Here is a 15598-nt window from a genome sequence, read left to right on the forward strand (position 1 = left end):
TGCTATAGTACGTTACGGGGTTTGCAACAAAAAAATCGAAAACGCTCTGTGCGGGGCGAATCTTTTACATAACATTATTGCCATGCTTAACACTATGTCAGTACTTGATAGTAACTGGCCTGTTTATCCCTTTGACGGATGTTACGGTATACCTTGTCACTATCGCATATCAATACCGAATACGCAGCCATGAGCAAGTACGAAAATGATATGATATTATGGCAAAAGCTGAAGGAGCGCGATCCGGATGCTTTTGGTTATGTGTATACCACCTACCGCAAATGGCTGACTGTGGTGGCTTACGGAATCGTTCAACAGGAGACGGAAGCACAGGATCTTGTCCAGAAATTTTTTGTGGACCTCTGGCAGATGGACTGGAGTAAAACCGGCGCACTCATTGGGCCTATTAAAAACTTCCTTTTTATCAGTATCCGTAATCGTTGTCTTAACTATATCCGACATAGCGAGATCATGCGTAAGCGTGCCGCGCGCCTGCAACTGCCACCTGACTATGAACCACCGGCCGATGTCCTGGAGAATAAAGAGCTGCAGCAACACTTGTCCGACGCCATGGCACAACTGCCGGCCGTCAGGGCAAGGGTATTTAAACTGGGTTACCTGCACCAGTTTACCCGCCAGCAAATAGCCAACTATCTGGGCATCAGTGAAGCCACCGTGAAAACACACATGGCACTCGCCCTGAAGGACCTGCGGAACCTGCTTAAAAATAAAGTCTATTAGTCGTTAGCCCACCTTGCCAAAAAATGTGTCTTATTTAAGTGATGAGAGCCAATTTAAAAATACAGCAACTGATGATGGAGAAAATCGGTCGCGTAATTGACGCTGCTGATGAAGCCTATCTCGACCACCTGATCGAAACAGACAGCGTGGTAGCCAGCGTATGGCACCATACATTACAACTATATTCTACTGAAGATATTGAAACCGGCTTTGACCGCTTTGATCACCTCCAATGGGAAGACATTACAACATTACCTGCCGATAGCAACATCCCCGTGCCCATTCCATGGGAACAGGATAAACAATCGGATGAACTTATCCCGTTCCTGTTGCAGGAAGAAACACCTGATGCCCTACAGCCAGCGCCTACTACTGCAGCGCAACGTATACACCCCGCTATCTGGCCGGCCGCAGCAGCAGTGCTGGTGGCTGTGATTGCAGCTTGGTGGCAATTCCAGCCCAGACAATCTGTTCCCCAGCACCTGAACCTGGTGGATAAAAAGCGTGGTGTACAATTACAATTGGCCAATGGCAAAGTGGTGAATCTTTCTAAAGACAGTGGGACCATTGCATTGCAACAATTACACTTCACCAACAGTCATAAAACGCTTTCGCTGGCAACAAGTACCATCGACTCGTCAAAACGAAACGAAACGTTAACATTGGTAGTTCCCGTTGGTCTCGACTATAAGGTGAGATTATCCGATGGCTCGGATGTTTGGCTAAATTCTGCGACTACTATGCGATTCTCAGTGCCATTTCAAGGAAAGATAAGAGAGGTATTTATTGAGGGGGAAGCGTTTATACATGTGGCAAAAGATGTCAACCGACCCTTTTTTGTACATACGGCCCATAGCACTGTACAAGTTCTGGGTACCTCCTTTAATGTCAATTCTTATGATAATGGAACAATAAAGGTGTCATTGGTGGAAGGAGCGGTAAGAATGCTGGAAAACGGGGAAGAGGTAACACTAAAACCCGGACAACAGGCTATCGCGACTGGTAAAGGAATCGATATTCTACCCTTCGACGAAACCGAAGAACTCTCCTGGCGCCAGGGTATCTTTCATTTCTCCAATACCTCTCTTGCGGAAATAGCCTCCGTACTTCCCCGCTGGTTCGGTATCCCCGTCATCATGGACAACGCCCGAATCGCTTCCGAAACATTCACCGGCAGCCTCGAACGCAACCAGTCTATCCATATATTCCTGGAAAACCTGAAGTCAACGACTACCGTGGATTATTACTTCGATAAAAACGGACGCTTACACTTTAAATAATCACTTATCCAGCCACTGTTTAAACAGCGGTACTTTCTCCTTGCTCACCAGCACCTCCCGATCGGGATCTCGCTTCAGCCGGATCTGCAATTTGCCGTTAAAAGAATGGAGTATGCGGTCTATGCTGTGTACACCAATGATATGCTGCCGGTTGGCACGGAAGAACTGAACGGGGTTTAACTGCTCTTCCAGTTCGTCCATCGTCTGGGTCACTACTACGTGCGACTTGTCCTTCAGCACCAGGTGGGTCACGTTGGTGGCATAAAAAACAAAATCCACGTCTTCTACCAGTACGGTACGGTATCCATCGCGGAAGGGGAGCATGAATCGGGTACGGTAGGACACTTCTTTCTGTTTGAAAAATTCCAGCAGCTGCTGTACCATCTCGGTGGGACCGGCCTGTGTGGGCTGTTTGTGGATCTTGTCCAGCGCCAGCCGCAGGTCCTCCTTTTCGATGGGCTTCAGCAGGTAGTCGATGCTATTTACTTTAAACGCCCGGATGGCATATTCGTCGTAGGCCGTGGTAAAGATAACCGGACATTGAAGGGGTACCTCCTGGAATATATCAAATGACAGGCCGTCGGCCAGCCGGATGTCCATCAGTACCACATCGGGATGAGGGTTTTCCCGAAACCATGCCACGCTGCCGCTCACGGTGTCCAGCATCGCCTCCACGATGGCATCCGGACAGATGTCCTGCACCAGGTTCTTTAAGCGGGTAGCATTGGGTTTTTCGTCTTCTACGATCACGATTCTCATACAGTTAATTTTAAAAGTCCAGTAATGGCAGCGTTACCATAAACATGCTGTGTTCTTCCCTGATATCAGGTGTCTGGTCGGAGAGCAGCGCATAGCGGTTCCGGATATTTTCCAGGCCCAGTTTGGTTGACGGGATCACATTGGGGATACGCTGGGTATTATTGCTGACAGTTAGTTTCCCTTCTTCGTTTTGATAAATATGAATGTGCAACGGATGTTCGCCGGTGGCGACATTATGTTTGATGGCGTTTTCTATCAACAGCTGCAGCGTGATAGGAGGGATGCCCCGACCGGAAATCTCTGCCGGTACGTCAATCCGGATATCGACGTTGTCTCCGTGCCGGATCCGGATCAGATAGATGTAGGCTTGTATAAAACGTAACTCTTCTTTCAGGGTGATAATATCATTGGGAAGATTGACGATCATATACCGGTACACGCGCGATAGATTCTCAAGGAAAGACAATGCGGTGGTTTTATCTTCTTCAATCAGCGCCGACAGCGTACTGAAATTGTTGAACATAAAATGCGGGTCGAGCTGTAGTTTGAGAGATTGCAGCTGCGACTGCATCGCTATCTGCCGTAGCTCGGCGGCTTTAAGCTCCAGCTCGGAAGCTTCCAGCATGGAGGTTTTCCAGCGTTGCAGGAAGTAGTTGCCGGTATGCACGGCGCTGATCAGTATCGACAGCATCACACACACGAAGACAAACTGCCACTCGTCCAGCTTCTCGGGTATCGTTACCGGTTCGTTCTCCCGCGGCCCGAATATAAGCGACAGGATCACATAGAAAATACTAAGCAGCACGCCCACGGAGATGATCTGGCCACAGAGCTGCGCAATGAAACGCCGGATGGGCCATCGTTCCCAGGGGATCCACCGGTCCATCCACCGGGCGGTGATCAGGCTCAGCTCTGTGATCAGCCAACAGAAGATCATCATGATGGTGATCTCTATCATCCATTCCTTCCAGCTTTGTTTGAACATCTTGGTCCACGACTCGCTGTAGGGGTTTACCAGATAGGACAACAGGTAGTACAGGAGAAATATCATAGGAATGATAAATATCCGGTAATACCTGTTGAACATTTTTTCTGTCCTGTTATTTTTGGTCATTGCTTGTTTTTAGTGCTTCCAACTGGCCCTAAATATAAAGTAATCATATGACACCTATTTCCAGCCGCCACCGAGGGAACGATAAAGCTCTACGACGGCGCTTTGTTGGGCACGTTGCACTGACGCGAGGTCCAGTTCACTTTGCAGCACATTGCTTTGTGCGGTGATCACTTCCAGGTAGGTGGCCATGCCACTTTGAAACAGTAAGCCGGCATTTTTGGTCGCGCTATGCAGTTTGTCTACCCGCACTTGCGTCATCTCCTGTTGCGCTTTGAGCTTGTCGATCTTCACGAGGGCGTCTGATACTTCTCCAACGGCTGTCAATACCGATTTCCGAAAGTCGATCGCTGCTTTTTCCCATTCAATTTTAGCTATTTCCCAATCTGTCTTTAATTTCTTCCGTTGGAAGATCGGCTGCGTAATGCTGCCGGCTACTGTTTCAAAAAGGCTGCCTGGTATGCTGAACCAGTTGCTGGCTTTAAATGTGTTAAGGCCTGCAGTGGCGGTGATATTAAGGGCCGGGTACATGCTGGCCTGTGCGATGCCCGCTTTGGCGTTGGCTACTTTAACGGCCATCTCGGCGGCCTGTACGTCGGGGCGTTGACTGAGCAAACTGGCGGGCACGCCTGCCTGGAGGGGACTGCCGGTGACAACGGATGAAGGCCGGTTGCTCCGGGCCACGCTGGCAGGCAGCGTGCCGGTAAGAATGCTCAGCGCATTTTCCTGGAGCGTGATCTGCTGTTCCAGTTGGGGTAACAGGGCAGCGGCCACCTGCCGCTGTGCGGCGGTTTGTTCGATGGCCAGGTTGTTGATCATACCGGACTGGTATTGCAACTGCATCATCGACAGGGTGCTGTCGTTCAGCGCCAGGTTCCTGGCGGCGATGTCCCGCTGCTGGTCCAGCATCAGCAGGTTGTAATACCCCTGCGCTACCTCGCTGACAATGCGGGTCTGTACGGCGCGGGCAGCTTCGGCGCTACCCAGGTAACCGGCGAGGGCGGCTTCTTTCAGCCGGCTGATTTTACCCCAGGCCACTACTTCCCAGCTCAGGCTCACGTTGGCGTTATAGTCGTCCATATAACGGGTACCCATAAACTGATCGGCCATGGAGCCGTTCAAACTGTTCTTGGACGGGTAGCTGCGGTTGGCCTGTATTTGCAGGTTGATGTCCGGCAGATTGCCCAGCCTCGCGGTTTTGAGCGTTTGTGCAGAGATCTCTGCGTTTTTCAGGGCGGTCTGGATGTCGAAGTTGTGCGCGATAGCACTATCGATCAGCGTTTGTAGCGCCGGATCGGTGAAGAAGGTCTTCCACGACAGCTGGCCGATATTGCTGCTGTCGGCCGGCACGGCCATATCCCGGTATTGAACGGGCATCGTGGTGGCCGGTCTGGTGTACTCTTTGCCCACCCTGCAGGCCATCACCGTGCTGGAGAGCACGGCAATAGCGAACAACAGTGATTTATTGGTAGTCATTGTATACTGATTTTAAAAGTGTTTACACCGCAACTGCTTCCTGAGTGGCTACCGGCTTTTTACCGGAGACTTTTTCCTGCAGGTACTGGAACACGATAAATAATACCGGGATGATGAACACACCGAGGATAACACCGGACAACATACCACCGGCGGTACCGATACTAATAGAGTGGTTGCCCAGCGCTGACGGGCCTTTTACGACCATCAGCGGTATCAGGCCGGCCACGAAGGCGAGTGATGTCATAATGATCGGGCGCAGACGCAGCTTCGCTGCTTCCAGCGCTGCCGATACGAGCGTTTTGCCTGCACGGCGCCGCTGTACGGCAAACTCCACAATCAGGATGGCATTCTTGGCCAACAAGCCGATCAGCATCACCAGACCTACCTGTACATAGATATTGTTATCGATACCGGCCATATTAATGGCGAGAAATACGCCCAGGATACCGGTAGGGATAGAAAACAGTACGGCCAGTGGCAACAGGTAACTTTCATATTGCGCTGCCAGCAGGAAGTATACGAACACCAGCGCCAGTACGAAGATGAACACCATCTGATTGCCGGCAGTTTTTTCTTCCTTACTTAAGCCGGTCCATTCGTAGCTGAAGCCTGTAGGCAGCCTGGAGGCGGCCAGCCGCTCAACGGCCTTAATGGCGTCGCCAGTGCTGTACCCCGGTTTAGGGATGGCGTTGATGGCGATAGAGTTGAACAGGTTGTAACGGTTCATCATCTCCGGACCATATACTTTCTTCAGCGTAATGATACTGTTCACCGGCACCATCTGTCCCTGATCGTTCTTCACGAATATACCTTCGAGACTGCCCGGGTTACTGCGGGCTTGTGGCTCCGCCTGCACCATCACCCGATAATATTTACCGAACCGGTTGAAGTCGTTGGCCTGGTTACTACCGTAGTAGGTCTGCATGGTCATCATCAGATCGCTCACGCTTACGCCCAGCTGTTTGGCTTTTACGGCGTCCACTATCAGCTCGTACTGCGGGAAGTCCGCTTTGAACATGGTGAAGGCCACGCCTATCTCCGGGGTCTGCATCAATTCACCGATGAACTTATTGGCGGTTTCGCTGAACTTCTCCACCGGGCCGCCGGTGCGGTCCTGCAGTACCAGTTCGAGGCCGCTGAAGGTACCGAAGCCGGGCACTGTCGGGAAGGTGAACACACTGAAGGTGCCTTCCTTGATAGTGGCCAGTTGATCGGTGAGCACATACACGATGTCATTGATATCGCTGGTGTCGCCACGTTCCTTGATAGGTTTCAGTTTCACGAAGCCCATGGCATAAGCCGGACTGGCGCCGTTACTGAGGATGTTGTAACCGGAGATGCTGGTCTCGGATTCTACAAAAGGCATCTTTTGCAGGATGCTGTCGGCGCGATGCAGCACCTGGGTGGTCCTGTCCAGGCCCGCTCCCGGAGGGAGGGACAGGGAGTAGGCCACAAAGCTGCCGTCCTCGTTGGGGATAAAGCCTTTCGGCGTGGTCTGCATCAGCCATACGGTAACGGCGGTCACGATGCCGAGTAAACCGAGGCCCACCCATTTGTAGTTGATCAGCCATTTTACACCACGGCCGTATTTATTGGTGAGTGCTGTAAAGCCGGTGTTGAACGCGGTGAAGAAACGGCCCGCAAATCCTTTCGGCGCCGGGGCTTTGCCATCATGACTGCCTTCGCCGGCGTGGGTGTTCTTCAGGAAGAGGGCACACAGCGCAGGACTCAGCGTCAAAGCGTTCAGCGCAGAGATCAGGATGGCGATGGCCAGCGTGAAGGCAAACTGGCGGTAAAACACGCCTGTAGGTCCTTCCATGAAACCTACCGGCAGGAACACCGCGGCCATTACCAGCGTGATAGATACGATGGCGCCTGTGATCTCGCCCATGGCCGACATGGTGGCGGCTTTGGCCGGCAGGTGCGATCGCTCCATCTTACTGTGTACGGCCTCCACTACCACAATGGCGTCATCCACCACAATACCGATGGCCAGCACCAACGCAAAGAGCGTCAGCATATTGATGGAAAAGCCCATCATCTGCAGGAAGAAGAAAGTACCTACCAGCGACACCGGCACCGCAATAGCGGGTATCAGGGTGGACCGGAAGTCCTGTAGGAACAGGAACACGATCACAAACACCAGCACGAAAGCTTCTATCAGCGTGGATTTTACCTGTTTGATGGAGATGTCCAGCTGCTCCTTGGTGCTCATGGTGATGTTATAGCGTATCCCTTTAGGGAATGTCTTGGAGGCATTTTGCATCACCTCGCCGATGGCGGTCTGGATAGCGTTGGCGTTAGACCCGTTGGTCTGGAAGATGGCCATGGTCACGGCGTCTTTACCGTTCACGCGGTTGTCGGTGGTGTAGTTGGCCGATCCCAGCTCGATGCGGGCGAGGTCTTTCAGGTACAACACCGAACCGTCAGGCGCTACGCGGATAACGATCTTTTCATACTGTTCAGGGAGATTGAATTTCCCTTTATAGTTGATCACGAAAGACAAAGGCTCATCGGTGCCTTCCCCGAATTTACCGGGAGCGGCTTCCAGGCTCTGGTCGCGGATAGCGTTCATCACCTCCGTCGGCGTAACGTTATAGGCCGACAGCTGTTCGGGCTTCAGCCATACCCGCATGGAGTAGTCCTTGGCGCCGAAGATCTGTGCCTGGCCTACGCCCGGAATACGTTTGATCTCTGGTATTACGTTGATCTTAGCGTAGTTCTGGAGGAAAGCTTCGTCGTATTTTTTATTATTATCACTCACCAGATCGAGGATCATGATCATCCCGTTCTGTTGTTTGGTGGTGGTCACGCCGGCCTGTATTACTTCAGCAGGCAGCTGGCTGGTTACCTGGGCCACGCGGTTTTGTACGTTTACCGCCGCCTGGTCGGGATCGGTGCCCAGTTTAAAAAAAACAGTGACCATGCCCATACCGTCGTTGCTGGCGGTAGACTGTATATAGGTCATGTTTTCCACGCCGTTGATGGCTTCTTCCAGCGGCGTTACCACCGAACGCAGTACGGTGGCTGCGTTACCACCGGGGAAGGTGGCGCTCACCACTACGCTGGGCGGAGCGATGTCGGGGAATTGGGTCACCGGCAGCCGCGTGAGGCCTACGATACCCAGGATTACCAGGATCACCGATATCACGGTGGCGAGTACTGGTCGTTGAATGATTTTATTGAGCATGACTTGTATTACTTTGGGTTTATTTTCCCGCTGCCGGGGCAACGGTATCTTTAGGGGTGCCTGCGGGTTTTACCACGGCGCCTTCCATCAGGGTTTCTATACCGGCGGTCACGATCTTATCGCCTTTTTTCAGCCCTTCATGGACGATGAAGTTTTCTCCGCTGCTACCGGCCAGGTCAAGGATGCGACGTTCTACCTTGTTACTGTCGCCCAGCTGATATACAAACACCTTGTTCTGCAATTCCAGTGTGGCGGCCTGTGGCACCTGTATCACACCGCTATAGAGCTGTTCTACCCGCACTTTTCCGGTGTTGCCGGAACGCAGGAGGGAAGCCGGGTTCGGGAAGGTGGCACGCAGGCTGATGGCGGCAGTGGTTTTGTTGAACTGACCGTCGATCATTTCAATACGTCCTTTGTGGCCATAGGCTTCTCCATTAGAGAGGAGCAGCGTCACTGGCCGCAGCAGTTTCAGTTGCTGTTGTAAAGTGGCGCCGGAAGCTCCTTTACTGAAATTCATGAAGTCGTTTTCACTCATGGAGAAATACGCATATACTTCGCTGATATCAGAAAGGGTCGTGAGCGGGGTGGCATCGCCTTTACCAACGAGGTTACCGATCCTTTTAGGGATACGGCCGATATAGCCACTTACCGGTGCTTTCACCAGCGTAAAGCCTACATTGATGCGGGAGGAGGCCACGGCGGCTTTGGCCTGTTCTACGTTGGCTTTGGCTGTCTGCAGCGTGGCCAGGGCTGTTTTTAACTGCATCTCCGCCATCACTTTGTTATCTACCAGTGGTTTCACTTTGTCTACTTCCAGCTGGGCCGCATTCAGCGCAGATTCCATGGCATGCAGACTGGCGATGTCTTTATTGAGCTGTTCACGGTAAGTCTGGTCGTTGATCTGGAACAGTGGTTGGCCTGCTTTTACATAGCTGCCTTCGTCCACAAATATTTTATCGAGATAACCATCCACCTGTGGACGGATATCGACATTCACCTTTCCTTCCAGCTGCGCGGAATAGTCGCTGGTGGTCATCGCGGTGGTGGTATCCAAAGTCATTACCGGCAGTTCGGGCACGGGAGCTTCCATTCCGGCAGCAGCTGCTCCGGCTTTGTTGCCGCAGCTGCTGAGGGCTGCCGGCACCAGGCAGGCTATGATCAGCCCCGGAATCAGATGTCTGCTGCTAATGTTGCTTTTTTGGTGAGTCATTGCCATCATTTTTTCTTTATAAAGAGCAAATGTGGCTTATCACAGGAGATTAGATACCGACAATCCGGATGAACCGGAAAAAAACGGAGGTGAACCGGAAAATGGGGGAAATGAAAAAAGACCGCCTACAGGATGATCTTGATAAGTATATCAGAACTGCCTACAGGATTAAGCACTAGTGGTGCTGCTCATCCGGAGGCAACGGGGGATATATCGGGTGATGGTGGCTTTTGTAACAAAACGCGACAGGAAAATCGAGAATATTTCGAGACAGACAAGGAGCACAACAGTCGTCATGATTGCCATGAGGCAGTTGAAATGGGGGGATATACGATGGTTTCCAAACAGACTGGCCTGTGGTTGTCCGGACAAATACCATATTCCGGCCATCGTGATATAACAGAGCACTAACGTAAAAATTGATTTTAGTAATCTGACAGGGAATGTCAAAATGGGAACAGTCAATGTCTCCAACGAGTTTACCAAGAATAAACAAATGGGTAATAACACCATTAACAGTGCTTGCTGCGATTGTATTCTCTGCCGGTAGATTTTATAAGACCCACCCTCAAACCAGCCATCAGGAATTACCATCGTCAGCCAGTAAATCCCGGCAAGCAAAACAACAATGAGTACATATGGTAACAGACGGCGTAAGGTCATTCAGAAAAGCGCTTTAGTTTGATATAGGCGTTGGGTCTAAGCAACAGTATGATCCATCCTCAGCCAGCGGGGGATATACCGGCAAACAACCGTCTTGCCGACAAATCGGAAAACGATGTATTGTACTATTTCCAGGCCGGTCATCAGCACCAGCGAAAAGAACATCGTAGCAAGACAGGGCATATGTGGCCTTACACGACCACCAAACAGGTTAATAACGTTGGGCCGTCCCATCAGCAGCCATATCAGCGCGCTGATTACATAAACGAGTAGGATGGTGACGAAGGTTTTTAATGTTCTGGACCAGAACGTTTGCGGGTAAACGGTAACTATCTCCAACGTGTTGACGATAAAAAGGCCAATGGGAAGACAGCGTATAAAAGCTTCATTCTGTAAATGCGCTCTTGTTGGATAACCTATATCATGCAGAAAAGATAGAGGAGCCAGCATACTGATCCAGTAAATCCCTGTAAACAACACTACCATCAGTATATAGGGTAACAGTCTACGTGCGGTCATAGGTATATTATCGTGCTTTATTAGGCGAACAGCCGAACTTCTTTTTAAAGGCTGCGCTAAAATGTTGAATAGAAGAATATCCCAGCATATTCGCAATTTCGCCCACTGTCTTATGTTGGTCCAGCAGGTAAGTACGGGCCAGGTCCAGCCGCTGCTCTGCTACAAAGCCAAAAGCGGTGGTGTGGAACATCTCTTTAAACCCGTGTTTTAATTTGTATTCGTTTAGCCCTGCCAGTTTGGCCAGTGCGGAAAGCGTGGGTGGGTTCTCCAGGTTTTGCGACAGGTGTTCCCGGGCGAAATGCAGCCGGTCGCGGTCGTAGGGCGTACGCACAACGGTATTTTTGGCCTGGTGGTATTCCTGATAGGCCGCAGCTTCCAGTACCAGCATCTCAATGGCTTTGGAGAAAAGGAACATCTTTTTAATACCGCCCTGGTAGCCGCAATGCAGGATCGCGTTGATGGTTTGCTGCATAGGAAGACTGATAGGCATGGAACGGGGCGAGAGTGTGCTTACCTGTCCGTTCAGCACCTTGTCTGCAAACCGTTGCAGCACTTCATCGGAATGTTCGGTCAGCTGAAGAAAAATGTCTTTGGAAAATTGGAGGATAAAGGCAGAAGCTTCCAGCTCCTGAATATTTAATACGCCTGGCACCATATTGTTATACAGCATATTGTGCGTATTGGTGGTAAAGTGCAGCGGTGTCCTTCCTTCTAATGGCTCCATGAGGAGGTCTCCCTTCAAAATAAAATGCAGGTGGACCATATCAACTTCGGTCTGCCAGGTCAACTGGCTGCGGCTATTGTATTCCCAGTTGCTTCTGATCATACGGATGCCATCAAACTGCCAGGTGGATATTTCCCCCCGGCCAAATGGCGCCGATACTTCTGATGAGTTTTCATGCAAGTGCGGCGTAAAGATGTCCGGTTCGTCTGCGTTGAATTTTGGCCGTCCATTCCCTGCGGCATCCCATTCCAGTGGCATGGTACTTTTTTTACAAATCTAATTCCTTTTTATATAAATAAGACTCCTTTTAATGTAAACGGAAAAGGCGGGTAGGGCAGACCTTTGTCGGCATAAAATTATGTTAAGATGAACACCTATTTATTGAGTTTATTGGTGCACATTACCGGACTGGCCATGATGTCCGGCATTGTACTGGCAGGATTTATGGCTAACCGCCGTTTTTGGAAGATTTATGCATCTGATCGTGTAAGGGCCGTGGCTATTCTGGACCTGACGGCCCGTTTCCCGGTAGCCATGGGCATCGGGATGTTGTTGTTATTGTTGTCGGGTATCAGCATGATGGCCCAGGTGCACGGCGTCTATGGAGAACAGCTGTGGTTCAGGATCAAGATGATCATGTTTCTGTTGGTGATCGTCAACGGTATTCTTGGAAGAAGGCTTGGCCTGAAGATGAAACCGGTATTGCAGGCTGCCACGTCCGGGGAGAACGTCAGCGCATCGATTGAACCATTGAAGGGCCGGCTGAACCTGTTTTATATCATTCAGCTGTTGCTGCTGCTGGCTATCTTCACCTGCGGCGTACTGAAATTCACCTAAAGTTTTTCCAGCGTACTGTCTATGAAGACGATCACGGCCTGCCGCTGCGCGGGTGTCCATATGGCTTCCCGGTGAATAAGCGTATAAGAAGACAGCGGCATGGCGCCGGTAATAAGCTGTTCCTTTATCCTTTTGAGTTTGTTGCGTTGCCGCTTAGGTGGATACTGTCCGTACTCCTGAAAGTTCAGCTCCTTTTTTCCTTCCCGGATATGACTGGCCAGCCACCAGCCTGCCGGCTGTATGTCCGCATACCAGGGGTAACGGGTGTGATTGCTGTGACAATCATAACAAGCTTGTTGCAATAGTGTGTGGACACTGTCCGGCATCGTATATACGTGACCGATGTCCGCTGTCAGGTCCTGTGGATCGCCCTGATTTTTAGCAGGCCGGAATAACTGCATCGAGCCAAATGCCAGTAGTAGTATAGCCGCTATCCATTTAAATTTTTTCATCATAAAATTTTTATGCCCAGGGCAGACGCCCTGGGCTATATTGTTTTAAACCGCAATAAGGCCGGGGCATGTGTGGCCCGGCCGCCTTTCGTATATGCCACATGGTTATCCCAAAAACTAAACAGGCGTATAAAGGAAACAACCTGAACACACATTGTAGCCCAGGGCTTCAGCCCCTGGACGAATAATTATCGGATTAATTCCTCCACGGTGCCGCATGTCGCCATCTTGGCGCCCATGTAAGGATTTTTAATTGTGGCGGATTCACTCAACCACAGCGCGCCTTTGTTGTCGTTGTACATCGGGCAGCGTTCGTGGTACAGCGGTTGGCCGCCACCAAATGCTTTTACCAGTTCGTAAACATCTTCGCTCATCTCGGCAAAATGTTCCCGCTGATGAGCGATGTTGCCGGCATTTTTGCTGATATGTTCGGCATGCTCTTTCAGGTCTGCTTCGTTGTTGGCGTAGATTTTCTGTTGATCTGCGGTGAGGCGCGAGGCATCTGTTTTAGCCAGGGCGGCGCTCATGGCTTCGCCGGCTTTGGCCGCGGCTGCATCGTCATCGGCGGCGAGGCTGTTTTTCAGTTGCAGGTAGCCCTCTACAATGCCTTTCATGGCGGTGGTCACGGCCGGGTCTACGTCGGTGAACTGTGGTTGCACGGTGGCGACGTCCGCAGCGGCGGCAGGTGCGGCATCATGATGATGTGCGGTAGCGCTGCTGTCGGTGTGACTGCCTTCATGGGTGGCAGGTTGATTGTTACAGGCGGCAAAGGCCAGGGTAGTGGCTGTCAGGGTGCTGATGATGATCGTCTTCATGTGTATACGTTAGTAGTTATTGAATCGTTTCTTTTACTTCTCCGCAGGTGAGCATCTGTTCGCCGAAGTATGGGTTCTGAATGCCTTTCTCTGTGCTGAGCCAGTAGCCGCCTTTGTCGTTGAGGGCCATGGGGCAGAAGTCTACGTACAGGGTGCCGCTGCTGACGCCTGATTTTTTCACCAGGGCAATCAGGTCATTGCTGAGTGATGCATAGGCGGTACGCTGTGCTTCGATATCTGCTGCCGCTACGATGGTCGCCGCGGTGCTGGCGGTCTGTGCGCCGCCGGCGAGGTCTTTGGCGCCCGCTTCGATGGCGTTGGCGGCAATGCGCGCTGCGGCGGCATCACCATTCACGAGTGCCTGAGACAGCAGCTGGTATTGCTGATATACGGCATTCAGCTGATCGTCTTTCAGCTGCAGGGCTCCGGGCTGTGCGGCGGCCTGTTGCGGCTGCTGCTGATGGGAGGAGTCTGCGTGGCTGCCGGTGGTGGCGCTGTTGCCGCAGGCGGCAAGGACCAGGGCGGAGAGTACGGGGATACCCGCTTTAACGAATGAAGTCATGAGGATACGTTTTATGATGAACAGTTGATTTTTTAATGTTGATGACTGGCGGCTGCTGCCAGCGGGTCTGCGCCTTTTTTGAGGATATACTCGCTATACAACAGATAGGCGCCGGTTACGACGACTTTATCGCCGGCAGCCAGGCCGTCTGCGATCTCTACGGCGTCGTAGTTTTCCATGCCGGTGGTAACGATACGTGGTTCAAACTTACCTTTGCTTTTTTCTATCCATACGTGGGTGCCTTTGCCGTCGCGGATCACGGCGTCTACCGGTAACGTCAGTACGTCGTTTTTACTTTTAACGGGCAACAGGATATTGGCTTGTTGGCCCGGCTGCCAGCGGTTGTCCGGATTAGGAATGGTGCCGCGCAGCTGCATCAGCTGACTGCCGCTCTGCAGGGCCGGGTTGATGAACTGAATGGTCATCTGCTGCGGTTCCTGCTCCCAGCCGGCCACCATTACCTTCACGGTCTGTCCGGGCTTTACGGCTTCGGCTTCTGCCGGGTAGAGGTCCGCTTCCACCCACAACTGCTGATACCCTTCGAGGCGCATCACGGCGCCGCCTTCGGCCACATATTGTCCTTCGGTGACAGACAACTCCGACACCACGCCGCTTTGGGTGGCGGGATAGGTCACGTAAGGATTCACTTTCTGTGACTGCTGCAGCTGTTGAATAGCGGCATCTGACTGGTCGTACAGCGTCAGTTTCTGCCGGGCGCCTTTTTCGATCTGTGCAAAGCGGGCATCATCGGGGAACTGCCGCGCCTGTGCGGCGGCGAGCAGATATTCCTGTTGCAGCGCTGCCAGCTGCTCGGAGTAGATACGGTACAGCGGTTGTCCTTTGGTCACTTTCACGCCGGTCTCCCGCACGTAGAGCACTTCCACCCGGCCGGGTACGCGACTGGAGATGACATTGGTTTTCTCCGGATCGGTAGCGAGACGGCCGTTCAGCTGTTTGAATCCGGCCAGGTTGCCGGCGCCGATGGTCACGGTAGTGATGTTGGCCAGCGCTATCTGGCTATTGTCCAGCGTCAGCGAATGGTCTTTGTTGTTTTTGTCGAACGGCACCAGGTCCATGCCGCAGATAGGGCAGGTGCCGGGTTTGTTCTGCACGATCTGTGGGTGCATAGGGCAGGTGAACGTCGGTTGCGGACCCGCCTGTGCGGCGGGTTTGCCGGTTTCCTTGCAGGCGGCCAGCAATACGGCCGGCGCCACGGACACCAGGAATATGTTGCGTAAGAATTTTTTTCTTTCCAT

Annotated in this window: 14 protein-coding genes; 3 read left to right on the forward strand and 11 right to left on the reverse strand. The window is 51.9% G+C overall.

Going from position 1 to position 15598, the window contains the following annotated elements; translation table 11 throughout:
• Positions 1–138: 138 nt before the first annotated feature.
• Together ICL55_RS34295 and ICL55_RS34300 are read left to right on the forward strand one after the other, a co-directional pair.
• Positions 139–741, forward strand: a complete 603-nt coding sequence (locus ICL55_RS34295) for an RNA polymerase sigma factor (protein ID WP_188106457.1) — start codon at positions 139–141, stop codon at positions 739–741.
• Positions 742–782: 41 nt separating this feature from the next.
• Positions 783–2021: a FecR family protein gene (locus ICL55_RS34300; protein WP_188106458.1), complete on the forward strand. Its 1239-nt coding sequence runs from the start codon at positions 783–785 to the stop codon at positions 2019–2021.
• Here the strand turns inward: ICL55_RS34300 and ICL55_RS34305 are convergent, their stop codons facing one another.
• From ICL55_RS34305 to ICL55_RS34335, 7 genes are all read right to left on the reverse strand, one after another.
• Positions 2022–2780 carry a LytR/AlgR family response regulator transcription factor gene (locus ICL55_RS34305; RefSeq protein ID WP_188106460.1) on the reverse strand — a complete coding sequence of 253 codons (759 nt, stop codon included), beginning with the start codon at positions 2778–2780 and terminating at the stop codon, positions 2022–2024.
• Between the two features lie 10 nt (positions 2781–2790).
• Positions 2791–3894 carry a sensor histidine kinase gene (locus ICL55_RS34310; protein ID WP_188106462.1) on the reverse strand — a complete coding sequence of 368 codons (1104 nt, stop codon included), beginning with the start codon at positions 3892–3894 and terminating at the stop codon, positions 2791–2793.
• Between the two features lie 54 nt (positions 3895–3948).
• Complete coding sequence (locus ICL55_RS34315) at positions 3949–5367, reverse strand: efflux transporter outer membrane subunit (RefSeq protein WP_188106464.1); 1419 nt, start codon at positions 5365–5367, stop codon at positions 3949–3951.
• Positions 5368–5389: 22 nt separating this feature from the next.
• Positions 5390–8560, reverse strand: a complete 3171-nt coding sequence (locus tag ICL55_RS34320) for an efflux RND transporter permease subunit (protein WP_188106467.1) — start codon at positions 8558–8560, stop codon at positions 5390–5392.
• A 19-nt stretch (positions 8561–8579) separates the two neighbouring features.
• A complete protein-coding gene (locus ICL55_RS34325; protein WP_188106469.1) occupies positions 8580–9770 on the reverse strand; it encodes an efflux RND transporter periplasmic adaptor subunit in 1191 nt (396 codons plus the stop codon).
• Between the two features lie 699 nt (positions 9771–10469).
• Entirely contained in the window at positions 10470–10952 is a 483-nt protein-coding gene (locus ICL55_RS34330) for a hypothetical protein (protein ID WP_188106470.1), read from the reverse strand.
• Between the two features lie 7 nt (positions 10953–10959).
• Complete coding sequence (locus tag ICL55_RS34335; protein WP_188106472.1) at positions 10960–11934, reverse strand: helix-turn-helix transcriptional regulator; 975 nt, start codon at positions 11932–11934, stop codon at positions 10960–10962.
• Between the two features lie 108 nt (positions 11935–12042).
• Here ICL55_RS34335 and ICL55_RS34340 point away from each other — a divergent pair, with 108 nt between their 5' ends.
• Positions 12043–12513 (forward strand): hypothetical protein, encoded by a 471-nt coding sequence (locus tag ICL55_RS34340; protein WP_188106475.1) that lies wholly within the window; start codon positions 12043–12045, stop codon positions 12511–12513.
• Here ICL55_RS34340 and ICL55_RS34345 read toward each other — a convergent pair.
• The 4 genes from ICL55_RS34345 to ICL55_RS34360 all read right to left on the reverse strand — a co-directional run bounded on the left by ICL55_RS34345 (position 12510) and on the right by ICL55_RS34360 (position 15598).
• Positions 12510–12965: a heme-binding domain-containing protein gene (locus tag ICL55_RS34345; protein ID WP_223151689.1), complete on the reverse strand. Its 456-nt coding sequence runs from the start codon at positions 12963–12965 to the stop codon at positions 12510–12512. The genes ICL55_RS34340 and ICL55_RS34345 overlap by 4 nt on opposite strands.
• A 188-nt stretch (positions 12966–13153) precedes the next feature.
• Positions 13154–13780 (reverse strand): DUF3347 domain-containing protein, encoded by a 627-nt coding sequence (locus tag ICL55_RS34350; RefSeq protein WP_188106479.1) that lies wholly within the window; start codon positions 13778–13780, stop codon positions 13154–13156.
• A 16-nt stretch (positions 13781–13796) separates the two neighbouring features.
• Entirely contained in the window at positions 13797–14342 is a 546-nt protein-coding gene (locus ICL55_RS34355) for a DUF3347 domain-containing protein (RefSeq protein WP_188106481.1), read from the reverse strand.
• 32 nt (positions 14343–14374) lie between these two features.
• On the reverse strand, positions 14375–15598 hold the full coding sequence (locus ICL55_RS34360) for an efflux RND transporter periplasmic adaptor subunit (RefSeq protein ID WP_188106483.1): 1224 nt from the start codon (positions 15596–15598) through the stop codon (positions 14375–14377).

It is taken from the genome of Chitinophaga varians, from assembly GCF_014529945.1.
GTDB lineage: Bacteria > Bacteroidota > Bacteroidia > Chitinophagales > Chitinophagaceae > Chitinophaga > Chitinophaga varians.

Coding starts and splice junctions, on each gene's coding strand:
- ICL55_RS34305 (WP_188106460.1), bottom strand. CDS start 2,780: ATGAGAATCGTGATCGTAGAAGACGAAAAACCCAATGCTACCCGCTTA.
- ICL55_RS34310 (WP_188106462.1), bottom strand. CDS start 3,894: ATGACCAAAAATAACAGGACAGAAAAAATGTTCAACAGGTATTACCGG.
- ICL55_RS34315 (WP_188106464.1), bottom strand. CDS start 5,367: ATGACTACCAATAAATCACTGTTGTTCGCTATTGCCGTGCTCTCCAGC.
- ICL55_RS34325 (WP_188106469.1), bottom strand. CDS start 9,770: ATGACTCACCAAAAAAGCAACATTAGCAGCAGACATCTGATTCCGGGG.
- ICL55_RS34345 (WP_223151689.1), bottom strand. CDS start 12,965: ATGAAAAAATTTAAATGGATAGCGGCTATACTACTACTGGCATTTGGC.
- ICL55_RS34340 (WP_188106475.1), top strand. CDS start 12,043: ATGAACACCTATTTATTGAGTTTATTGGTGCACATTACCGGACTGGCC.
- ICL55_RS34360 (WP_188106483.1), bottom strand. CDS start 15,598: ATGGAAAGAAAAAAATTCTTACGCAACATATTCCTGGTGTCCGTGGCG.
- ICL55_RS34350 (WP_188106479.1), bottom strand. CDS start 13,780: ATGAAGACGATCATCATCAGCACCCTGACAGCCACTACCCTGGCCTTT.
- ICL55_RS34335 (WP_188106472.1), bottom strand. CDS start 11,934: ATGCCACTGGAATGGGATGCCGCAGGGAATGGACGGCCAAAATTCAAC.
- ICL55_RS34295 (WP_188106457.1), top strand. CDS start 139: ATGTTACGGTATACCTTGTCACTATCGCATATCAATACCGAATACGCA.
- ICL55_RS34300 (WP_188106458.1), top strand. CDS start 783: ATGAGAGCCAATTTAAAAATACAGCAACTGATGATGGAGAAAATCGGT.
- ICL55_RS34330 (WP_188106470.1), bottom strand. CDS start 10,952: ATGACCGCACGTAGACTGTTACCCTATATACTGATGGTAGTGTTGTTT.
- ICL55_RS34320 (WP_188106467.1), bottom strand. CDS start 8,560: ATGCTCAATAAAATCATTCAACGACCAGTACTCGCCACCGTGATATCG.
- ICL55_RS34355 (WP_188106481.1), bottom strand. CDS start 14,342: ATGACTTCATTCGTTAAAGCGGGTATCCCCGTACTCTCCGCCCTGGTC.